This window comes from Allobosea sp. P4_E12 (assembly GCF_056401655.1).
In genome coordinates, this window is record NZ_JBFUIY010000005.1 from 67,367 (window position 1) to 88,015 (window position 20,649).

Annotated in this window: 19 protein-coding genes; 9 read left to right on the forward strand and 10 right to left on the reverse strand. The window is 65.7% G+C overall.

What is annotated here, in order from left to right; genetic code table 11:
- Positions 1–5 precede the first annotated feature (5 nt).
- The 4 genes from cyoB to AC1DW9_RS07630 are packed head-to-tail and all read left to right on the forward strand — an operon-like array spanning position 6 to position 3,785.
- Positions 6–2,006 (forward strand): cytochrome o ubiquinol oxidase subunit I, encoded by a 2,001-nt coding sequence (gene cyoB, locus AC1DW9_RS07615; protein WP_476775276.1) that lies wholly within the window; start codon positions 6–8, stop codon positions 2,004–2,006.
- A 9-nt stretch (positions 2,007–2,015) separates the two neighbouring features.
- Positions 2,016–2,651, forward strand: a complete 636-nt coding sequence (gene cyoC / locus AC1DW9_RS07620) for a cytochrome o ubiquinol oxidase subunit III (protein ID WP_441505616.1) — start codon at positions 2,016–2,018, stop codon at positions 2,649–2,651.
- Complete coding sequence (gene cyoD, locus AC1DW9_RS07625) at positions 2,648–3,025, forward strand: cytochrome o ubiquinol oxidase subunit IV (protein WP_441477516.1); 378 nt, start codon at positions 2,648–2,650, stop codon at positions 3,023–3,025. The genes cyoC and cyoD overlap by 4 nt, the downstream gene beginning before the upstream one ends.
- 10 nt (positions 3,026–3,035) lie before the next feature.
- Positions 3,036–3,785, forward strand: coding sequence for an SURF1 family protein (locus AC1DW9_RS07630; RefSeq protein WP_441505615.1), 750 nt, complete (start codon positions 3,036–3,038; stop codon positions 3,783–3,785).
- Positions 3,786–3,822: 37 nt separating this feature from the next.
- Here the strand turns inward: AC1DW9_RS07630 and AC1DW9_RS07635 are convergent, their stop codons facing one another.
- From AC1DW9_RS07635 to AC1DW9_RS07675, 9 genes are all read right to left on the reverse strand, one after another.
- Complete coding sequence (locus AC1DW9_RS07635) at positions 3,823–4,599, reverse strand: enoyl-CoA hydratase/isomerase family protein (protein WP_441505614.1); 777 nt, start codon at positions 4,597–4,599, stop codon at positions 3,823–3,825.
- 117 nt (positions 4,600–4,716) lie between these two features.
- Positions 4,717–5,490, reverse strand: coding sequence for a sulfite exporter TauE/SafE family protein (locus tag AC1DW9_RS07640; protein WP_441505613.1), 774 nt, complete (start codon positions 5,488–5,490; stop codon positions 4,717–4,719).
- Entirely contained in the window at positions 5,487–6,236 is a 750-nt protein-coding gene (locus tag AC1DW9_RS07645; protein ID WP_441505612.1) for an SDR family NAD(P)-dependent oxidoreductase, read from the reverse strand. The genes AC1DW9_RS07640 and AC1DW9_RS07645 overlap by 4 nt, the downstream gene beginning before the upstream one ends.
- A 3-nt stretch (positions 6,237–6,239) precedes the next feature.
- On the reverse strand, positions 6,240–7,613 hold the full coding sequence (locus AC1DW9_RS07650; protein WP_441505611.1) for an MmgE/PrpD family protein: 1,374 nt from the start codon (positions 7,611–7,613) through the stop codon (positions 6,240–6,242).
- Entirely contained in the window at positions 7,610–9,106 is a 1,497-nt protein-coding gene (locus AC1DW9_RS07655; protein ID WP_441492162.1) for a tripartite tricarboxylate transporter permease, read from the reverse strand. Before AC1DW9_RS07655 ends, AC1DW9_RS07650 begins: the two co-directional genes overlap by 4 nt.
- Before the next feature lie 10 nt (positions 9,107–9,116).
- Complete coding sequence (locus tag AC1DW9_RS07660; RefSeq protein WP_441492161.1) at positions 9,117–9,614, reverse strand: tripartite tricarboxylate transporter TctB family protein; 498 nt, start codon at positions 9,612–9,614, stop codon at positions 9,117–9,119.
- A 49-nt stretch (positions 9,615–9,663) separates the two neighbouring features.
- Entirely contained in the window at positions 9,664–10,626 is a 963-nt protein-coding gene (locus tag AC1DW9_RS07665) for a tripartite tricarboxylate transporter substrate binding protein (RefSeq protein WP_476768806.1), read from the reverse strand.
- A 95-nt stretch (positions 10,627–10,721) separates the two neighbouring features.
- On the reverse strand, positions 10,722–12,164 hold the full coding sequence (locus AC1DW9_RS07670; protein ID WP_441505609.1) for an MmgE/PrpD family protein: 1,443 nt from the start codon (positions 12,162–12,164) through the stop codon (positions 10,722–10,724).
- Positions 12,165–12,196: 32 nt separating this feature from the next.
- Positions 12,197–12,898, reverse strand: coding sequence for an FCD domain-containing protein (locus AC1DW9_RS07675; RefSeq protein WP_441505608.1), 702 nt, complete (start codon positions 12,896–12,898; stop codon positions 12,197–12,199).
- A 351-nt stretch (positions 12,899–13,249) separates the two neighbouring features.
- On the opposite strand from AC1DW9_RS07675, the gene AC1DW9_RS07680 reads away from it, so the two are divergent.
- The 3 genes from AC1DW9_RS07680 to AC1DW9_RS07690 all read left to right on the forward strand — a co-directional run bounded on the left by AC1DW9_RS07680 (position 13,250) and on the right by AC1DW9_RS07690 (position 17,302).
- Positions 13,250–14,344 (forward strand): ABC transporter ATP-binding protein, encoded by a 1,095-nt coding sequence (locus AC1DW9_RS07680; protein ID WP_441492158.1) that lies wholly within the window; start codon positions 13,250–13,252, stop codon positions 14,342–14,344.
- 54 nt (positions 14,345–14,398) lie between these two features.
- Positions 14,399–15,460 (forward strand): ABC transporter substrate-binding protein, encoded by a 1,062-nt coding sequence (locus tag AC1DW9_RS07685; protein WP_441492157.1) that lies wholly within the window; start codon positions 14,399–14,401, stop codon positions 15,458–15,460.
- A 111-nt stretch (positions 15,461–15,571) separates the two neighbouring features.
- Positions 15,572–17,302 carry an ABC transporter permease gene (locus AC1DW9_RS07690; RefSeq protein ID WP_476775277.1) on the forward strand — a complete coding sequence of 577 codons (1,731 nt, stop codon included), beginning with the start codon at positions 15,572–15,574 and terminating at the stop codon, positions 17,300–17,302.
- Here AC1DW9_RS07690 and AC1DW9_RS07695 read toward each other — a convergent pair whose 3' ends face one another.
- Entirely contained in the window at positions 17,303–17,989 is a 687-nt protein-coding gene (locus AC1DW9_RS07695; protein WP_441505606.1) for an FCD domain-containing protein, read from the reverse strand.
- Between the two features lie 121 nt (positions 17,990–18,110).
- On the opposite strand from AC1DW9_RS07695, the gene AC1DW9_RS07700 reads away from it, so the two are divergent.
- Complete coding sequence (locus AC1DW9_RS07700; protein WP_476768809.1) at positions 18,111–19,529, forward strand: MmgE/PrpD family protein; 1,419 nt, start codon at positions 18,111–18,113, stop codon at positions 19,527–19,529.
- Between the two features lie 2 nt (positions 19,530–19,531).
- Positions 19,532–20,599, forward strand: coding sequence for an isocitrate/isopropylmalate dehydrogenase family protein (locus AC1DW9_RS07705; RefSeq protein WP_441505604.1), 1,068 nt, complete (start codon positions 19,532–19,534; stop codon positions 20,597–20,599).
- Positions 20,600–20,649: the final 50 nt, after the last annotated feature.

Consider the following 20,649-nt stretch of genomic DNA (forward strand, 5'->3'; position numbering starts at 1 on the left):
GATCCATGACCTCCTATCCCGAATGGTGGAAGCTGGTGTTCGGCCGTTTCACCTTCGAAGCGCTGCCGCTGCACGAGCCGATCCTGGTGGCGACCTTTGCTGTCGTGGTGCTCGGCGGCCTTGCGCTCCTCGTGCTGATCACGCGGATGAAGGCCTGGGGCTATCTCTGGAACGAGTGGTTCACCAGCGTCGACCACAAGAAGATCGGGATCATGTACATGATCCTGGGGGTCATCATGCTGCTGCGCGGCTTCGCCGACGCGCTGATGATGCGGGGCCAGCAGGCGATCGCTTTTGCCGGCAGCGAGGGCTACCTGCCGCCGCACCATTACGACCAGATCTTCACCGCCCATGGCGTCATCATGATCTTCTTCGTGGCGATGCCCTTCGTCACGGGGCTGATGAACTTCGTCGTGCCGTTGCAGATCGGCGCGCGGGATGTCGCCTTCCCATTCCTCAACAATTTCAGCTTCTGGATGACGGTGGGCGGCGCCGTGCTGGTGATGGCCTCGCTCTTCATCGGCGAATTCGCCAAGACGGGCTGGCTTGCCTACCCGCCCCTCTCAGGTGCCGCCTACTCACCCGGGGTGGGCGTGGACTACTATCTCTGGGCGCTGCAGATCGCGGGCGTGGGCACAACGCTCTCCGGCGTCAACCTGGTGGCGACCATCATCAAGATGCGCGCGCCCGGCATGGACATGATGAAGATGCCCGTCTTCACCTGGACGTCGCTGTGCACCAATGTCCTGATCGTCGCGACCTTCCCGATCCTGGCGGCGACGCTCGCGCTGCTGACGCTCGATCGCTATGTCGGCACCAACTTCTTCACGAACGATCTCGGCGGCAACCCGATGATGTACGTGAACCTGATCTGGATCTGGGGGCACCCCGAGGTCTACATCCTGATCCTGCCGGCCTTCGGCATCTTCTCGGAGGTGGCCTCGACCTTCTGCGGCAAGCGGCTCTTCGGCTATGCCTCGATGGTCTATGCGACGGTGGTGATCACCATCCTGTCCTACCTCGTCTGGCTGCACCATTTCTTCACGATGGGCTCGGGCGCCAGCGTCAATTCCTTCTTCGGCATCACGACGATGATCATCTCGATCCCGACGGGCGCGAAGATCTTCAACTGGCTGTTCACGATGTATCGCGGCCGCATCCGCTTCGAGCTGCCGATGATGTGGCTCATCGCCTTCATGCTGACCTTTGTCATCGGCGGCATGACCGGCGTCATGCTGGCGGTGCCGCCGGCCGATTTCGTGCTGCACAACAGCCTGTTCCTGGTTGCGCATTTCCATAACGTCATCATCGGCGGCGTCGTCTTCGGCATCTTCGCCGGCATCGCCTACTGGTTTCCGAAGGCCTTCGGCTTCAAGCTCGATCCGTTCTGGGGCAAGCTCTCCTTCTGGTTCTGGGTCGTCGGCTTCTACGTCGCCTTCATGCCGCTCTATGTGCTCGGCCTGATGGGCGTGACCCGCCGCTTGAATCGCTTCGAGGACCCCTCGTTGCAGATCTGGTTCGTGATCGCGGCAATCGGCGCGGTGCTGATCCTGTTCGGCATCCTTTGCTTCCTCATCCAGATCGCGGTCAGCATCATCCGTCGCGATGCCTTGCGCGACACGACCGGCGACCCCTGGGACGGGCGCACGCTGGAATGGTCGACGTCCTCGCCTCCGCCGGATTACAATTTCGCCTTAACCCCTGTGATCCACGACCATGACTCGTGGTCCGACATGAAGAAGCGCGGCTATCAGCGCCCGCTCGCTGGCTTCCGGCCGATTCATATGCCGAGGAATACCGGGGCCGGTGTCATCATCGCGGGCTTCGCGACGCTCTGCGGCTTCGCGCTGATCTGGCACGTCTGGTGGCTGGCAGCGCTGACTTTCGTGGGCGCCGTGGCGAGTGTGATCACGCACAGCTTCAATTACGACCGCGACTTCCACATCCCGGCAGAGACCGTACTGCGCGAAGAGGATTCGCGCAGCAAGCTGCTGGCCCGGGCCTGAGGAATGATGATGGCGAAGGCGGCAGCACAGGTCCCGGTCCGAAACGGCGCCCCGACGTTCTACGTCACGGAAGAGGAGCACGAGCACTCCGGCGGCTCCACCATGCTCGGCTTCTGGATCTACCTGATGAGCGATTGCCTCGTCTTCGCGGTGCTGTTCGCGACGTTCGGGGTGCTGGGGCGCAACTACGCGGCGGGGCCGTCCGGCGCCGACCTGTTCGATCTCAGGCTGGTGGCGGTCAATACCGGCCTGCTGCTGGTCTCCTCGATCACCTATGGCTTCGCCATGCTGGCGATGGAAAAGGGCCGGCAGGCCGCAATGCAGAGCTGGCTCGTCGTGACCGGCCTGTTTGGCCTCGGCTTCCTCGCGGTCGAGCTTTACGAGTTCGCCCACCTGATCCACGAGGGCGCGACGCCGATGCGCAGCGCGTTCCTCTCTTCCTTCTTCACGCTGGTCGGTACGCACGGGCTGCATGTCACTTTCGGCCTGATCTGGCTGGTCGTGCTGATGAGGCAGGTCGCAAGACACGGACTGATCGAGGCCAATTGCCGCCGGCTGATGTGCCTGAGCATGTTCTGGCACTTCCTCGACATCGTCTGGATCGGCGTCTTCACCTTCGTCTACCTGATGGGCGTGCTGAAATGAGCGGAAGCCAGAATCACGCCGAGCCGCATGGCGAGCACGGGGACGCCCATGGCGCTCCCCATGGCAGCCTGCGCGGCTACATCACCGGCTTCGTGCTTTCGGTCATCCTGACCGCGATCCCGTTCTGGCTCGTCATGAATGACGTGCTCGGTCACGCGACTTTGACCGCGCTCGTGATCATGGGTTTCGCGGCGGTGCAGATCGTCGTCCACATGGTCTATTTTCTTCACATGAACGGCCGCTCCGAAGGCGGCTGGTCGATGATGGCGCTGATCTTCACCATCATCATCGTGGTGATCGTGCTCTCGGGCTCGCTGTGGGTCATGTACCACCTCAACGCCAACATGATGCCGAGCGACATGCACAGGATGTGAGGCTGGCGTCGTGACGTTCCCGGACGCGGGGCAGGGGCGCCGACCGCGCACGGCCCATGTCGTTTTTGTCGCCGCAGCCTGCGTGCTTGCGCTCATCTTCGCAGGGCTCGGCATCTGGCAGATGCAGCGGCGGGCCTGGAAGCTCGACCTCATCGTCCGTGTCGAGGCACGCATCCACGCGCCGCCAGCGGCCGCGCCCGGGCCGGCGGAATGGGGCAGGATCAACGCCGCCACCGACGAATATCGCCGCGTTGCATTGCAGGGGCGCTATCTCCCCGGGCCGGAAACGCTGACGATGGCGGTGACGGAGCGCGGCCCCGGCTTCTGGGTGCTGGCGGCGTTTCGAACGGATGCCGGCTTTACCGTTCTCGTCAATCGCGGCTTCCTGCCGGAGGGGCGGCGTGGGCCGGACGAACGCCGCAAGGTTGCCGGCGAAGCGGCGAGTCCCATCGGGTTGCTGCGGCTGAGCGAGCCGGGTGGCGGCTTCCTGCGTGCGAATGATCCCGCCGCCGGGCGCTGGTATTCCCGCGATGTCGTGCAGATCGCGCAGGCACAGGGCGTCGGAGAGGTCGCACCCTATTTCGTCGATGCCGACGCTGTCTCCGAGCCTGGCCCGCTGCCGCAGGGCGGGATGACACAGGTCAGCTTCCGCAACACGCATCTTGTCTACGCGCTGACCTGGTTCTGCCTTGCATTGATGAGCGCGGGGGCGGCGGCCTATGTGATCCGGGGCAAGGCCGACGAGCCGCCGTCAGCATAAATGCAGCGAACCCGCGGCTTCCGAGGTTCACCAAGCCTCATCGTCCTTGCCAGGTCGGCGCGCGTTTGGTGAGGAAGGCCTCGATACCCTCTCGGAAATCGGCGCTCATATAGCACATCAGGATGAGGTCGCTTTCCCTTGTGCGGTCGGATCTGGTGATCCGTCGCATCGCTTCCTTGGTCGCGCGCAGGGTCAGCGGTGCATGGCCAGCAATGGTCGTGGCCAATTCCTTTGCCCGCTCCATCAGCGCGGCATGGTCGGAGACGAGTTCAGTGTAGAGACCGATCCGGTGGCCCTCGTCGGCATCCATCAGCCGCGCGGTAAAGACGATGTCCTTGACCCGCGCCGGTCCGAGCAGGGTGGCGAGCCGCGCATAATTGTTCATGGACAGGCAATTGCCGAGCGTGCGCGCAACCGGGAAGCCGAAGCGGGCGTTGCGCGTCGCAATCCGGAGATCGCAGGCGCAAGCGATGCCGGCGCCTCCGCCCGTTGCCGCTCCCGAGATCGCCGCGATGGTCGGAACCTGGCAACTTTCGATCTTCTGCAATGCACCGTCGATGCGTGCCTCATAGGTCAGCGCATCCTCCGGCTTGTCGAAGGCGCGGAACTGCGAGATGTCCGTTCCGGCGGCGAAGGCTTTCTCTCCCGCCCCGGTCAGAACCAGAACCTTGGGTGAGCCATGGCCCTTGAGATCGGAGCAGATCTCGGCGACACGGTCATACATCGCAAATGTCAGCGCGTTGCGCGCCTGCGGCCGGTTGAGCGTAATCCAGCCGATCCCGCTGTCGACCTCATAGCAGATCTCGTCACTCATCGATTCCTGCTCTCCTTCCTGCAGCCGGCATCAGGGGAACCGCTGTCGCCGGCGCCCGGCTGGAGCGCGGCGTCGGACCGGCGTGCGCCGGAACCTGTGTCGGACATCGTTTCAAGCTCAGTCCCTCAGGGCCTGGACCACGAAGGAGAAGCCGCCGAGCGCAACGACGCCGTCGAGCAGCAGCGTGTGGACCTTGAGCGGTATGCGGGCGAGCAGTGCTCTGGCGAGCCAAGCGCCCGGAAACATGCAAAGCCCGATCACCGCACCGAGCCAGACCTGCGCGCTGGTCAGGACTGCTGCCTGCCCGAAGACCAGTGTCTTGGTGAGATGCATGGTGAGACCGACGATCGCATCGGTCGCGACCAGCGCTGCACCGCCAAGCCCGGCGCCGAGCAGGATCGGGATCATCAGCAATCCGCCGCCGATCGTCGTGCCCGAGAGAAAGCCGAAGAATGCTGACGCGACGAGAACGCCGGTCGGCCCGATCTCGAAGCGCCGGCCGGCGAACAGGCGCTTGAGCACCACGATCGCGATCAGGAAGATCCCGAGCACCAGCCCGATCGCCGCCTCGTCGAGTCGGGTATAGAGCACCGCTCCGGCAAGGCAGCCGGGGATCGCCGCCGACAGGATGCGCCTCGTGACGGGCCAGTCGATCAGTGTCCGGAAGGCGCCGACGCGCGCGACATGACTGAGCAGCATCGCAACGCTGATCGTCTGCACCACGGAGGCGACGCCGATGATCGGGGCCAGCACCAGCGACAGCACGATCGCGCCGCCCGAGCCGGTGAGCGCACTCAGCAGCGATCCGACCAGGGCGGCTGTGCCGACGGCGAGCGCCGTCACAACCTGCACGGCCGATCCGAGCAAGGCCGGGTCGGCCACGAGGCTCATGGCAGATAGGCCCCGCCATTCACATGCATGGTCTGGCCGGTGAGATAGCGCCCGTTCGGCCCGGCAAGATAGCGCACCATCGCCGCGACCTCCTGCGGCCGGCCGCGGCGTCCGACCAAGGTGGTGCGGTGTTTGTGATGGTCCGGCTCGGCGGCGGAGTGGCCGCCGCGCACCGTATCGATCAGGCCGGGGGAGACGAGGTTGACGGTGATCCCGCGCTCGGCCAGCTCCTGCGCCAGCGCTTTGGTGAGACCGTCGAGTCCGGCCTTGGCGGTGACGACATGGGCGCGTTGCTTCGCGCCGGTATAGGCTGTCAGTCCGCCGATGTTGATGACGGCGCCTGCGCCGCTCGCGGTCAGCGCGTCCAGCGCCGCCTGCGAGCACAGGAACGGGCCGTCGAGCGTGACGCCCAGCACCTGATGCCATTGCGCCAAGGTCATCGCATCGAAGGCCACTTCGCCACGGATCGCGGCATTGTTGACGAGGATGTCGATCCGGCCGAAGCGCTTGAGCGTGGCCTCGACGGCGGCGCGGACCGAGCCAGGGTTGGTGACATCGGCCAACTGCCAGGCGGCACGACCACCCTCGGCCTCGACTGCGGCGACCATTTCGCCAAGCCCTGTCTCGTCCGAGAGCGCCACGCCCATCACCGCTGCCCCACCGGCGGCGAGTTCGAGCGCGATGGCGCGCCCGATATTGCGGGCTGCTCCCGTGACCAGCGCAACCTTGCCGTCGAGTTCAGTCATCGCTCAGCCCCGTGCCGCCGAGAGGTCGACGCTGCCGCCGGCGACGAGCGTGTCGAGCGCGGCGGCCATCTGCTCAGAGCGCTCGCGCGCCCAGCTCCCGAAGGCGGCGTTGTCGTGGAATTTCTGCAGGATATCGCCTGCGGAAAGAGGTTCATGCGCCCCGCCGCGCATGTGCGGCTGACGCAGCTCGCGTAGCGAGCCATCCGTGAGGGTAGCCCTGATATGGCCGCTGAAATTGCGCGGATACGCGTCTTCTGGATTGACGACATAGGACACCTTGGCGGCCAGCGCCCGCACGCTCGCCTCCGCCACGCGCTCCTCGGTGAATTGCCCAAGCCCGGCGCCGCCATCGATGAAACCGACGGCGACGCAATAGGGCGTCGAGAATTTTGCCGCATAGGCGTTGGGCGGCGCCTGTTTCAGCGCCAGTGGTTCCCAGAGCCGGTGCACCGTGCCTTCGCCGACCTCGCATTCGAGGCTGACGATGTCCTGCGCCTTGATACCCTGCTGCGCCAGTGCGATGGCGCAGTCGACGAAGGGCTGGGTCATCGTTCCGCAGGCATAGGGCTTGAAGGCGAGTGTCTCGAGCACCCAGCTCTCGCCCAACCCGTCGAGCAGCGGCGTGAAATCCGGTGCCTTCGACGGAGCGAAGGCGCGGTAGAAACCGTGATGGCCCTCGATCACGGTTGCGGGTCCGAGGAAGCCGGCCTCGGCCAGCAGGGCGGCCCGGATGCCGGCCTGCGCTGCCGCACCGGCATGGAGCCGCTTGGTCCAGCTGCCGTCGGCGAGATATTCGATGATGCCGGAGGCCAGGCTGCCGGCGACGCCGATGGCATGCGCGATCAGCTTCGGGGGCAGGCCGAGGGCGCTCGCCACCGCGGCGGCAGCTGCGGGAGCGCCGATCACCGCGGTCGGGTGAAAACAGGCCTTGTGAATCGCTTGCGGCGTCACCAGGCTCATTCGGCACATCAGCTCGGTGCCGACTGCAACACCGCGCAGCACGGCTTCGCCCGACAACCCGCGATGCTCCGCCGCCGCCAGCACGGCCGGCACGATCACGGCGCCGGCGTGGATCGGCCCGCCCTCGAATGTATCGTCAAAATCCTCGCCATGCGCCGCGGTGCCGTTGACCAGCGCGGCGTCATAGGGGCCCAGGCCCGATGCATGGCCGATCGCGGTTGCCTTGCCCGACGACGCGGTCGAGGCCAGGGCGGCGCGGACATAGTCGGTGCCACGCGCCGCGACGCAAAGCCCGGCGACGTCGAGCAGCAGCAGGCGGACGGTCTCCCGCGCCTTGGGGCTCACCCTCGCATGGGCGGCGAAGCTGGCGAGCCGCAGCGCGACCGGCTCATCGGCGATCGAAGTCTGGTGGTTCACGCGTGCGCATCCTTGAGCTTGGCATTGCGCGCGTCACGGAATTCGCGGACGAGCGAGAGGGTGACGAAGACGGTCGATGCCAGCAGCAGGCCGACCGCGATCGGGTCTTCGAGGAAGATCGAATGGTCACCGCCGGAGAGCAGCAGCGAGCGGCGATAGCTCGACTCGACCATGTGACCGAGCACGACGCCGAGGATCAGCGGCAGGAACGGATACCCGGCGCGGCGCATCAGGTAGCCGACGAGGCCCATGCCGAGCGCGATGCCGAGATCGGCAAGCGAGGTGTTGAGCGTGTAGATGCCCGACAGGATCAAGGCGAGGATGAAGCCGGCGAGATAGGCGCGGGGCCGGTTCACCAGCCAGACGCAGACGGGCAGCAGCAGGATGCCGACGACGATCTGTGCCAGGGTCGCGATGAACGAACCGAGATAGAGCCCGACCACGACATCGGCATTCTGCTCGAACAGGCGTGGCCCGGGCAGCAGCCCGTGGATCAGCAGGCCGCCGAGCAGCACCGCAGTCGAGTTCGAGCTCGGAATGCCGAAAGAGAGAAGCGGGATCAACGCGGTGCTGGCCACCGTGTTGTTGGCGGTCTCGGGCGCAGCGACGCCCTCCTCCGATCCCTTGCCGAATTTCTCCGGCTCCTTCGACCAGCGCCTGGCCTCGTTATAGGACAGGAAGGCCGCAATCGAACCGCCGCCACCCGGGGTCAGCCCCTCGAATGTGCCGAGCAGGCAGCCGATGAACTGCGAGCGCTTGAGCCTGTTCATCATGCTCAAGCTGGGCAGGCGGACCTTGACCTGTTCACGCAGGCCGCCAATGTCGCGCGAGCCGGACTGCATCATCAACTCGCTGACCGCGAAGATGCCGATCATGATCAGGACGGGTTCGACGCCTCCGAGCAGCTCCGGGCTACCGAAGGTGAAGCGCGTCACGCCCGAGATCGGGTCGGTGCCGATGGTCGAGATCATCAGCCCGACGACTGCCGCGGCGAGACCCTTGAGCAGCGAGCCGTTGGTCATGGAGGCGATGACGCTGAGGCCGAGAATGCCGAGCGCGAAATAGGAGGTTGGCCTGAAGGCGAGTGCGACCCAGGAGAGCGGCTCGGTCAGCATGATCAGCATGACCAGGCCGAACAGGCTGCCGATGACGCCCGACCAGAGCGAGATGCCCAGCGCCTCGCCGGCCCGGCCCTGCTTCTTCATCTCGTAGCCGTCGATCACGGTCGCGGCGGCCGAGTTGGTGCCGGGTGTGCGGATCAGGATGGCCGGGATCGAGCCGCCATATTCGGCGCCGATATAGGTGCAGGCCAGCATCACGATCGCCTGCACCGGCGCCATGCCGTAGGTGAAGGGCAGCAGCAGGGCCATGGTGATCGAGGCCGAGATACCGGGCAGCGATCCGCCGATGATGCCCCAGATGAGGCCGACGATCGAGAACAGGATGATCGGCGAGCCGAACAGGAGGTCGAATGCGATTCCGAGCGAATGCATCATCGTCCCCTTAGAAGAACCAGCCGGAGGGCTGATGCACGCCGAGCAGCTTGACGAAGATCGCCCAGTAGCCGACGGCCCCGCCCATCGCGATCAGCGCGGTTTTCCAGTTCGCCGCCGCGCCCTCGAAGAGAGCGATCGCGCCGATCAGGAGGGCAATGGCGGGCAGGTAGCCGATGATCGGCACGAGCACGACATAGGCCGCACCGAAGCCGAGGAAACCGAGCGCGCGCGGCAGCGGCGCGATCGGGTCGTCATCACCGGGTTGAGTGACTATCGCGGCTGGCTTCGGCGCCCGCGCCAGCGCGCCCTCGATGATGGCGCGGGCCACCAGGACCGCGCCGAACCCGGCCAGGGCGAAGGCGAGGATACGCGGCAATCCGCCCGCGCCGACATCGTCGGCGAGCGAACTCTCCGCGATGTCGCTGATGCCGAGGTAGTACAGGATCGCGATGGCGAGCACGATGAGCCCGCCTGCCAGATCCTTCTGAGCTGTTCGCCCGCTCATGCTACGGTCTTTCCCGACGGGTTGCGCACATGGTCGCTGGAGCGCGGCGTCACTTCAGGACGCCGTTCTCCCTCAGGAAGGCTTCGGTGACGGTGCCGAAGTTCTGGACGAAGCCCTGGTACTGGTCGTGGGGTATGAAGTTCGCGACCAGGCTCTCGGTTCTGTAGACCTTCTGATACTCGGGATCGGCCAGGATCTTCGGCACGACCTCGTCCCAGATCTTGGTGATCGCCGGCGGCAGCCCTTTGGGGCCGGCAAGGCCACGGAATTTGTCGAGCGCGATCGCGTAGCCGGATTCCTTCACCGTCGGGACGTTGGGGAAGGCTTCCATACGCTTGGCATCGAAGGTCGCGAGCAGCCGGATCTTGCCGGCCTCGAGTTGCGGACGAATCTCCGGGATCTCGCCGATGCCGATATCGAGCGTGCCGTTGAGCACGTTGATCATCAGGTCGCCGCCACCCTCATGCGAGACCACGGCGGGGGACACGCCTGCCGCCTTCTTGAGCTGCTCGGCCGCCTGGCGCTCCAGCGAGGCCGGATTGGCCGCGCCCCAACGCCCACGCGAGCTCTGCGCCTTGTCGATCACGTCCTTGAGGGTTTTGTAGGGGCCGTCGGCGCGGGTGTAGATCACCTCCGAGTCGGTGAAGAAGTTCGCCAGCGGCTCGACGTCCTTGTAGCCGTGCTGTGTCTTCGAGAGCAGCGAGGTGTAGATGTAGGTCGGCGTCGTCGCGTAGAAGACGCTGCCATCGGCGGGCGCCGTCGCCAGCCGCGAGACGGCGCGGGCTCCGCTGCCACCCTGCACGTTCTCGATGATGAAGGTCGCCTTGATGTATTTCGGCAGGTGCTTGGCCATCTCGCGCAAGAAGACGTCGCTGCCGCCCCCCGGACTCGAATGCGTGACGAGCGTGACCACCTTATGCGGGTAATCGACCGGCGCTTGCGCGGCGGCGCCGCCTGCCGACCAGGCCGAGAGGCTGGTGGCGACGGCTGTGGCGATGGCCAGATGTCGCATGGTTTCTCTCCCTGAGATCGATGAATGGGCCTCCCTGCTTCGGAGAGGCCTCGTTCGATTGGCGCGGCGGCGCGGCTTCTCCGCGCCAGGCCGTCTTACTGCGCGGCGTTGCGCAGCGGCCGGACTGCCGGCGTGGTGTCGAAGACGAGCTGCTCGACGAGCATCTCGATCCGCGGCAGGGCGTCGACGCCCCAGGCCAGATCGAGCAGCCTGTCCTGGGCGGCGTCGGTGATCGCGCCCTCGGCACACATCCGGAACTTGGCTTCGAGATCGGCGTCGCTGATCGGGTTGTCCGGGCCGCCGCGATAGCGCTCGTCGGCCCATTGCACGAGGGTCCGGCCGTCCTTGGTCTCGACCTCGATGCGCGAGCGGATCTTGTCATAGCCGCGCGCATCGATTTCGGGGTCGTTGAGGATTTCGGTGCGCTTCTGCATGTCCTGCATCGCCGGCGAGGCCACGAACGCGTCGTTGAACTCGTGATGGCTGGCGCGGCGACAGAGCGCGATCATCGAGAGCAGCGCGGGCATCGAGAACTTGGCCTGGAGGTGGTTCTGCGCCAGCGGATAGCGGATCGGCTCGAGGATGTTCCTGCCGGCAAAGAAGCGGATGCGCTCGACCTGCTCGGGTTTGAGGTCATGCGCGAGCACCAACGCCAGCATCGCGTCCATCGATTGGTGGGTCAGGATGCCGGACGGGTAGGGCTTGATGCTGATGCCGGGCTCAGCGATCGTCAGCGTCTCGCCGAAGCCCTGCGGCAGCTTCTCTTCCGAAAGTCCCTCGCCCATCACCTGGAAGAAGCCCCAGGTGCCGTCGAGGGCCGCCGGGTCGGCGGTGAAGCCGCGTGCCGCGAGAAGGGCCGCGGTGACGCCGTTTTCCGAAGCGCGACCGACATGAAGCGGCTTGGTCATCGTGCCGAAATTGCAGCGGATGCCGGCAGCGAAACTCGCTGCGATGCCGAGGGCATGCGCCACCTCAGCGCCCTTGAGACCGAGCAGCTTCGCGGCGGCGGCGGCGGCGCCGAAGGTGCCGACCGTGCCGCTGCTGTGATGGCCACGACGATAATGGCGCGGCGTCATCCATTCCGAGATCTTGCATTCGACCTCGAACCCCGTCTGGAAGGCGAGCATGAGGCGCTTGCCGTCAACGCCGCCAAGGCGTTGCGCCAGCACAAGCGCGGCGGTCAGCGGCGGCACCGAGGGGTGGGTCAGCAGGCCGTAGACATGGCGCGGGTCGTTCGAAACCTGGGTGTCGTCCCAGTCGTGAGCATGGCCGGCAGTGCCGAGCACGCGCGCCGCCAGCGCCGCGGGAACGCGGGTATGGCCATGGCCGATCAGCAGCGCCTCGGCCTTGCCGCCGGTTTCCGCCGCATCGGCCGCCAGCATGCGCACCGAGTCCTCAAGTCCACCGGCCAGGTAGAGGCCAAGCGTATCGATGATGCAGCGCCGGCCGATCCGCAGCGCCTCAGCTGGCAGGCCGTCGTAGCTCGCCCTCTCGATGAACGCGACAGCGGAGGCAGTAACGTGGTTGAGCTCGGTCATGGCGTATCCGGCTTTCTCTTGAACGAAGATCGTCAGCTGGTCAGACGCGTGGGCTGCGCCTCGGTCTTCCGGTAGGCGGCGAGCAGGCGCGCCTTGGCGCGGGCGACATGGTCGGAATGGGCGCGCTGGGCACGCTCGGGATCGCGGGCGGCGATCGCCTCGACCATCTCGCGATGCTCCGAGTTGGAAACCTCCAGGCCGCCGCCCTGCACCAGGCTGCGGGCACGAAACAGGTGCAGCTTCTTGACCAGCCCGCGATATTGTGCGGCGAGCGTGCCATTGCCGCAGGCATCGATGATGAATTCGTGGAAGGCGAGGTTGAGCGGGTAGTAGCGGTCGAAGTCGCGGTGGCGCGCGGCTGCTTCCATCTGCTCGAGATAATCCCTCAACCGCGCCACCTCCGCCTCGCTGACCCGCTCGGCCAGGAGCTTGCCGGCAAGACCGAACAGCACCGTGCGCACGTCGTAGATCTCGATGGCCTCCTCGACCGCCGGCTGGCGGATGAAGACGCCGCGATTGGGGATCAGCTCGACCAGGCCGAGCCCTTCAAGGGCCCGCAGCGCCTCACGCACCGGGCCGCGGCTGGTGCCGAAGCGGATCGCCAGATGGTTTTCGTTGACCCGCTTCCCCGGCGGAATCTCGCCGGCAAGGATCGCCCTCTCGATTTCGCGTTCGAGCACGCCCGAAAGCGAGCGGGTCCTCAGAATGGTCAGGGCATCGTCTGGAATGGTCATAGGTTCTGATATCAGCGTCTACAGAAAACTGTCAACAGTTTGCAATTCTCGAGTTACCATGCTCTCATGAGGTGGTCGCGCGTCCCGGGGAGGGAACAGATCGGCGCAGATCCACGCCTCCCGAGACCGATATCGGGACTTGGGCTTAAGGCTTGGATCTGCCGCCTGCCGCCTAGGCGCGGAGATCCGGTCGGCCCACTGCACAACCGTTCAAGTGCAGCTCAGGGTTGATCGTAGAATGCTTATTGTTGACAATCCTGAGGATTGGCCCTTAGCTCGTATCAAAATTGGGATAGCGGAGCAGGCGTACCCGCTCGCCGCCGATCCAGAAAAACGAAGCCCGGACCCCGGATGTCCAGGCGATATCGCGTCTGGGAGGATGCATTGGCGTTTCTGGAACTTGCCGATCTGACGATGCGGTACGGCGCGATGACGGTCGTCGATCGCGTCGATCTGAATGTCGAGAAGGGCAATCTCGTCTGCCTGCTCGGGCCGTCGGGTTGCGGCAAGACGACCACCTTGCGCCTCATCGCCGGCTTCATCACGCCCAAGGGTGGCGAGATCCATGTCGGCGGGCGCACGATCTCGTCGGCCGGCTGGAGCGAACCGCCGGAGCGGCGGGGCATGTCGATGATCTTCCAGAGCTACGCGCTCTGGCCGCACATGACCGTTCGCGAGAATATCGGCTATGGGCTGTCCCTCCGGAAGATGCAGGCGGCCGAGATCGCGCGGCTCGTCGACAAGATCCTCGACGTCACGCGGTTGAAGCCGCTGGCCGAGCGCTATCCGGGAGAGCTGTCCGGAGGGCAGCAGCAACGCGTTTCGCTGGCACGCGCGCTCGTCGTCGAGCCCGAGATCCTGCTGCTCGACGAGCCGCTCTCCAATCTCGACGCCAACCTGCGCGAGGAGATGCGCTTCGAGATCCGCCGGCTCCACGACGCCTATCGCTACACCACCGTCTATGTGACGCACGACCAGGCCGAGGCGATGACCACGGCCGATCTCATCGTGGTGATGAACCAGGGCCGGATCGAGCAGGCGGGCAGCCCGGAAGAGATCTATGAGCGGCCGCAATCGGAATTCGTGGCGCGCTTCCTCGGCGGCACCAACATCCTGAAGGGCCGGTGGCTCGATGCCGATACGGTCGAGTGCGGCCCGCTGAAGCTTCGCTGCGGCACCGGCGATTTCTCGGCCGGCGGCGATGGCGTCGTCTCGGTGCGCCATCATGACATCGTGCTGGACGCCAAGCCGCAGGGCGACGGGCCGAACCGGGCGCAGGGCACGGTCCTGCGCCAGGTCTATCTCGGCTCGCATCGCGACTACCTGATCGAACTTCCCGGCGGCGCGCAGATCCGCACGGTTGCCGAACCGCACCTCGCCATCGACCGCGGCCAACCCGTCTGGCTGCACTTTCCACAGGAGCACTGCCGCGCTCTCGCCCGCTGAACCGGGGGCGCGAAAGCAATCTCGCCAACATCATAACAATGAGGAGGAACGAGAATGACACGCCCAATGTTCGACAGACGATCCGTGGTGGCCGGCCTTCTGCTCTCGACCGCTCTCGGAAGCATGCCCGCTTTGGCGCAGGCTCCGGCCCCCTATCAGGTCACGCCGGAGCTTATCGAGGCGGCGAAGAAAGAAGGCACGGTCACCTTCTACACCGCGACCGACGTGGCGGTCTCGGAAAAGGTCGGCAATGCGTTTGAGGCGAAATATCCCGGCATCAAGGTGAAGGTCGAGCGTTCCGGTTCCGAGCGGGTGTTCCAGCGCCTCAGCCAGGAATATGGCAGCTCCATCCATAATGCCGACGTCGTCGAAACCTCCGACGCGGTGCATTTCGTCCTGTTCAAGCGCAATGGCTGGCTGGCCCAGGCCGTGCCGGCCGAGGTCGCGAAGGACTGGCCGAAGGAGGCCAAGGATGCCGACGGCTATTATGCGGCCTATCGCGCGCATCTCTCGGTCATCGGTTACAACAGCAAGCAGGTGAAGGCGGAGGATGCGCCCAAGAGCCATGCCGACCTGCTCGATCCGAAATGGCGCGGCCGCATCGTCAAGGCCCATCCCGGCTATTCCGGCACGGTGATGACCGGCACGGACGTCCTCAGTCAGGCGCTCGGCTGGGAGTTCTTCGAGAAGCTCGGCAAGCAGCGCATCATGCAGGTCCAGTCATCGACAGAGCCGCCGAAGAAACTCGCCCAGGGCGAACGTTCGATCGAAGCCGACGGCAACGAATACAACATGTTCATGCTCAAGGAGTCCGGCGTTCCCGTCGAGATCGTCTATGCGACCGAGGGCACGCCGATCGCCATCGGTCATGGCGGGATACTGAAGAACGCGCCGCACCCCAATGCCGCGAAGCTGTTCTACTCCTTCCTCTTCGACCAGGAGACACAACAGCTCAACAGCGATTCCGGCGGGCTTCGCTCGTTCCACCCGCGCGTCAAGGAGAAGGAGACGCGTACGCCGCTTTCCAAGATCAAGCTGCTCTATTCCGACCCGCTGAAGCTCGAGCCGAATATCGAGATGATCAAGAAGAAATACGAAGAGTATTTCGGCACCTGATCCGTTCCGCGCGGACCCCACGGCGCGGATCTTCCGCGCCGTGCATCGCCCTTTGACGAGAGCTGCACCCGGCGCCGGCGCGTCGCGCGCTGGCGGCGCACGGAGATCCTCATGACAGCGATAACCGGGATCGTGTCCGGAGTTCCCATACGCCACGTCACCATCGACTGGTCGCGGCCGATCTTCGTGCTGCTCACGGTTATCCTTTCGGTGCTGGTCGTGCTGCCGCTCGCATGGCTCGGCTACTACGCCGTGACCGATCAGTCCGGCAGCCTCAGCCTGGCGAATTTCAGGGCTCTGGTCAGCGATGCGACGCTGCGCCGGCCGTTCATCGTGGCGATCACCATGGCGCTCAGCGTCGGTGTGCTGTCCTGCGCCATCGCGACGCCACTCGCCTGGATCGTGGCCCGCACCGACATGCCGGGTCGCACGCTCGTGCGCGGGCTCGTCATGGCCTCCTTCGTGACCCCGCCCTTCCTCGGCGCCATCGCCTGGGAGATCCTGGCCGCGCCCAATAGCGGCATCATCAATGCCGTCTATCGCTGGCTGTTCGACCTCGATCCCTACGAGTACCTCGTCGACATCTACACCCTGTCCGGCCTCGTCTTCGCGATCGCGTGCTACACGTTTCCCTATGTCTTCACCTTGGTGACGAACGCGCTCGAACGCGTTCCGACCGAACTCGAGGAGGCATCCGCCATCCTCGGCGGTGGCCTGTGGACGACCTTGCGCAAGGTGACGGTGCCCCTCGTCCTGCCGGCCATGCTCGCAGGCTCGCTGATCGCGGTGCTGCAGGCGCTGACCATGTTCGGCTCGCCTGCCATCCTCGCCCTACCGGCGAATTTCCACGTCATCACCACCAAGATCTGGAGCCTGTTCCAGTACCCGCCCAAGCCCGGGCTCGCTGCGGCGGCGGCGTTGCCGCTGCTCCTCGTCACCATCCTGCTGCTCTGGACGCAGCGGCGCATCCTTGGCCGGCGCGGATACACCACGGTCGGCGGCAAGAGCGGCAGCGCGCGCATCACGGTGCTCGGGCGCTGGAAATGGCTGGCGCTCGGCTTCACCTTCCTTATCCTGTCGCTGACGGTGCTGATGCCCTATGCCGCGCTGGTGAAGACCGCGCTCACCCGCACGGTGGCGGAGCCGCTGACCTTCGAGAGCTTCACGCTCCACCATATCTGGTTCGTGTTCTTCGAGTTCTCGGCGACACAACTTGCGCTGCGCAACACGTTCCTGCTCGGCTTCCTCACCGCGACCATCGGCACGGCGATCGCGCTCGTCGTGGCCTATCTCGTCACGCGCGGCAGTTCGCGCGGGGCTCCGCTGCTCGGCTATCTCGCTACCGCGCCGGTCGCGATCCCCGGCATCGTCCTCGGCGTCGGCCTCTTCCTCAGCTATTCCAGCCCGATATTGCCGCTCTACGGCACGCTCTGGATCCTGCTGATCGCTTTCCTGACCATCGAGATGCCTGCGGGCTACCAGCAACTCTCGTCCGCCTTCAAGAGCGTGCATGTCGAGCTCGAGGAGGCGGGGCGCATCCTCGGCGCGACGCGGATGACGACCCTGCGCACCATCACCGCGCCGTTGTTGCGCTCAAACGTCGTGGCGGCATGGTGCTTCGTGTTCATCGGCACGATCCGCGAGCTTTCGGCGACGATCCTGCTGACCACCGCCGACACCAAGCTCGTATCGGTCATCATCTACGACCTCAACGAATCCGGCGATCTCGGCGCGATCTCGGTGCTCGGGATCATGCTGCTGATCGTCTCGTTCGCGGTCGTGTTCCTCGCCAACCGCCTGCCGCTCCTGGGCGGCGCGAAGGTCGCGCCGGTCCGCGGCTGATCAGGCGTCCGGGTAATGGCCGAGCGGGCCGAACAAGGCGGTGCGACTGATCAGGACATGCTCCTCCAGTGCAGCCTCGGCACCGGCGGGGTCGCGTGCCGCGATCCGTTCGAGGATCGCGCGGTGCTCGTCATTCGAGGTCGTCATCCGGCCGGGCATATCGAGGGTGCGGCGGCGCAGGAGGTGCATCTCGCGGTGGATGGCGGCGCATTCGGCTGCGAGGCGGCCATTGCCGCCGAATTCGACGATGGCTTCGTGGAAGCGCAGATTGCCGGGATAGAAGCTGTTGAGGTCGCCGGCTGCCATCGCGGCGTCCATCTCCGCGACATAGCCGGAGAGGATGGCCACCTGCTCGTCCGTGACGATGGGCGCCAGCAACCTGCCTGCCAAACCGTAGAGCGCCGCCCGTATTTCGTAGAGCTCGGCCGCCTCGCGCCCGTCGAGCGCGCGGATGAACACGCCACGGTTGACCACGACGTTCACCAGCCCGCTCTGCTCGAGTCCCCGGCATGCCTCGCGGATCGGCCCCCGGCTGACACCCAGCCTGGCGGCGAGCGCGTTCTCGTTGAGGCGCTCGCCGGCACTCAGTTCGCCCCGTTCGATCATCTGCTCCAACTCGTGGCGGATGATCGAGGTCAGGGACTGGTTGCGGCGAAGCTGCAGGGCGGAATCGATATCGAGGCTCATGCACTGGGTTCCGTGTGATTGGCCCAATCTATCAGTCGGAGCCGGGCAACGCCATTGGATCTTAAACTGTTGACAATCGGCAAAAGACAATTAGAGGCTGATGGCTAGCCTGGAGGACGCCATGAAGACGCCCGATAACCTTTCGCCCGCGGATAACGGTCTGACGCGCTATGTGGCGTCCTTCATCTGCGATGCGTCGCCGGCGGATCTGCCCGGCGATGTCGTCGCACTCGGCAAGAAATCGATCCTCGACGGGCTCGGGCTGGCGTTGTCGGGCTCGGTCGCCCATAGCGGCAACTATGTGCGCCGCCATCTCGCCGATCTGAACCTGGCGAGCGGACCGGCCACGGTCATCGGCTCGCGGCTGAAGGTCGCGCCGCGCTTCGCGGCCTTCGCCAACGGCGTCGGCATTCACGCCGACGACTATGACGATACCCAGCTTGCCGTGGCCAAGGACCGGGTCTACGGGCTCCTCACCCATCCGACCGCACCTGCGCTGCCGGCGGCGCTTGCCATGGGCGAGGCGAAGGGTGCCAGCGGGCGCGATGTGATGCTCGCCTACCATCTTGGCGTCGAGGTGGAGTGCAAGATCGCCGAGGCGATCAACCCGCGACATTACCAGACCGGTTTCCACGCCACGGCCACCTGCGGCACCTTCGCGGCTGCGGCGGCCAGCGCCAGGCTGATGGGGCTCGACCTCGACCAGACCCTGCGCGCGCTGTCGATCGCCGGCAGTCAGTCGGCCGGACTGCGCGAGAATTTCGGCACGATGACCAAGCCCTTCCATGCCGGGCGCTCGTCGGAGAGCGGCGTCGCGGCGGCTCAGTTCGCCGAATATGGCTGGAGCGCCACGGACAAGATCCTGGAGGCGCCGCGCGGCTTCTTCCGGGCTGCCGGCGGCGGCTATGACGAGGGCGCCATCCTGAACCAGCTCGGGGCGCCCTGGACCTTTGCGGCGCCCGGCATCTCGATCAAGCCGCATCCTTCAGGCTCGCTGACCCATCCGGGTATGACCGAGATGCTGCGTCTCATCCGCGAGAACCGGATCACCGCGGACGCGGTGGAGCGGGTCCGCGTCGGCACCAACCACAACATGCCCAACGCGCTGATCCACCATCGGCCGACCAACGAGCTCCAGGCCAAGTTCTCGATGGAGTTCTGCATGGCGATCCTCCTGATCGAGGGTAAGGCCGGCCTTGCGGAATTCACCGACGCGGTGGTGAACCGCGCCGACGTCAAGGCAATGATCGAGCGGGTCGATTTCGTGGTGGACGATGAGGCTGAGGCCGCCGGTTACGACAAGATGACGACCCTCATCGCCATTACGCTGAAAGATGGCCGGACCATCTCGGGCCGGGCCGATTTCGGCAAGGGAAGTCCGGCCAACCCGATGAGCTACGAGGAGGTCTCGGACAAGTTCCGCGAGACCGCGGGCTTCGCCAGTCTCGGCCGGGAACGGATCGAGGACGTGATCGCCATGGTGCGCGACCTGGACACTCTGCCCTCGATCGAGCGCCTGATGGCGCCCTTGAGGCTCTGACCATGGCGAAGCTCACCATCGGCGTCCTCAACGGGGACGATATCGGCCACGAGATCGTCCCGGCTGCGGTCGAGGTGACGCGCGCAGCGGCCGCCCGGCACGGGCTCGCCATCGACTGGCGGCCCATGCCTATCGGCCGCGCCGCGCTCGATAGCCACGGCACGACGCTGCCGGATGGCACGCTGGAGACGCTCGCCACCTTCGACGGCTTCATCCTCGGGCCGATCGGTCATCAGGCCTATCCAAAGGGGCCGGGCGCGATCAATCCGCATCCGATCCTGCGCAAGCATTTCGACCTGTTCGCCAATGTCCGCCCGACGCGATCCTACCCCGACATCGGCTGCATCTATGACGATGTCGACCTCGTCATCGTGCGCGAGAACAACGAGGGCTTCCAGCCGGACCGCAATGTCGTGATGGGCTCGGGCGAGTTCCGGCCCAATGACGACCTGACAATCTCGGTGCGCGTCATCTCGCGCAGGGGCAGCCGCAAGGTCGCCCGTGCCGCGCTCGACATCGCCCGGTCGCGGCGCAAGCGCCTGACGCTCGTGCACAAGAACACGGTGTTCAAGCTCGGCTGCGGCATGTTCGTGGAGAGCTGCTACGAGGCGGCGAAGGATTATCCCGATGTCACGATCGACGAGGTGATCGTCGATACCTTCGCAATGCGCCTGGTGCGCGATCCGCAGAGCTTCGACACTGTGGTGACGACGAACATGTTCGGCGACATCCTGACCGATGAAGCCGCGGGGCTGGTCGGCGGGCTCGGCATGGCGCCCGGCCTGTGCATCGGCGAGGGCGGCCTCGCCATGGCGCAGGCGACGCATGGTTCGGCGCCCGACATTGCCGGCAAGGGCGTAGCCAATCCCTATGCAATGATCGAGTCGACGCGGATGCTGATCGAGCATCTCGGCCGGGTCCGATCCCTGCCGCAGGCGGTGGAGGCCGCACGCACGATGGAAGCGGCGATCCGCTCCGCGCTCTCGGGGCCCGAGACGCGCACGCGCGACATCCGCGGCACCACCGGGACCCGTGGCATGACCGAGGCGATCACCAGGGCGATCGGTTAGATCAGCGGGCCGGATACGCGTTCCGCTCCGATGATCCTGAGCCCGATGCC

Bases quoted from the DNA above. Each gene is read 5' to 3' on its own strand.
- AC1DW9_RS07660 (WP_441492161.1), bottom strand. From the start codon at position 9,614: ATGAGCGGGCGAACAGCTCAGAAGGATCTGGCAGGCGGGCTCATCGTG.
- AC1DW9_RS07655 (WP_441492162.1), bottom strand. From the start codon at position 9,106: ATGCATTCGCTCGGAATCGCATTCGACCTCCTGTTCGGCTCGCCGATC.
- AC1DW9_RS07680 (WP_441492158.1), top strand. From the start codon at position 13,250: ATGTCCAGGCGATATCGCGTCTGGGAGGATGCATTGGCGTTTCTGGAA.
- AC1DW9_RS07675 (WP_441505608.1), bottom strand. From the start codon at position 12,898: ATGACCATTCCAGACGATGCCCTGACCATTCTGAGGACCCGCTCGCTT.
- cyoD (WP_441477516.1), top strand. From the start codon at position 2,648: ATGAGCGGAAGCCAGAATCACGCCGAGCCGCATGGCGAGCACGGGGAC.
- AC1DW9_RS07685 (WP_441492157.1), top strand. From the start codon at position 14,399: ATGACACGCCCAATGTTCGACAGACGATCCGTGGTGGCCGGCCTTCTG.
- AC1DW9_RS07640 (WP_441505613.1), bottom strand. From the start codon at position 5,490: ATGAGCCTCGTGGCCGACCCGGCCTTGCTCGGATCGGCCGTGCAGGTT.
- AC1DW9_RS07705 (WP_441505604.1), top strand. From the start codon at position 19,532: ATGGCGAAGCTCACCATCGGCGTCCTCAACGGGGACGATATCGGCCAC.
- AC1DW9_RS07670 (WP_441505609.1), bottom strand. From the start codon at position 12,164: ATGACCGAGCTCAACCACGTTACTGCCTCCGCTGTCGCGTTCATCGAG.
- AC1DW9_RS07645 (WP_441505612.1), bottom strand. From the start codon at position 6,236: ATGACTGAACTCGACGGCAAGGTTGCGCTGGTCACGGGAGCAGCCCGC.
- cyoB (WP_476775276.1), top strand. From the start codon at position 6: ATGACCTCCTATCCCGAATGGTGGAAGCTGGTGTTCGGCCGTTTCACC.
- AC1DW9_RS07635 (WP_441505614.1), bottom strand. From the start codon at position 4,599: ATGAGTGACGAGATCTGCTATGAGGTCGACAGCGGGATCGGCTGGATT.
- AC1DW9_RS07665 (WP_476768806.1), bottom strand. From the start codon at position 10,626: ATGCGACATCTGGCCATCGCCACAGCCGTCGCCACCAGCCTCTCGGCC.
- cyoC (WP_441505616.1), top strand. From the start codon at position 2,016: ATGGCGAAGGCGGCAGCACAGGTCCCGGTCCGAAACGGCGCCCCGACG.
- AC1DW9_RS07700 (WP_476768809.1), top strand. From the start codon at position 18,111: ATGAAGACGCCCGATAACCTTTCGCCCGCGGATAACGGTCTGACGCGC.
- AC1DW9_RS07695 (WP_441505606.1), bottom strand. From the start codon at position 17,989: ATGAGCCTCGATATCGATTCCGCCCTGCAGCTTCGCCGCAACCAGTCC.
- AC1DW9_RS07690 (WP_476775277.1), top strand. From the start codon at position 15,572: ATGACAGCGATAACCGGGATCGTGTCCGGAGTTCCCATACGCCACGTC.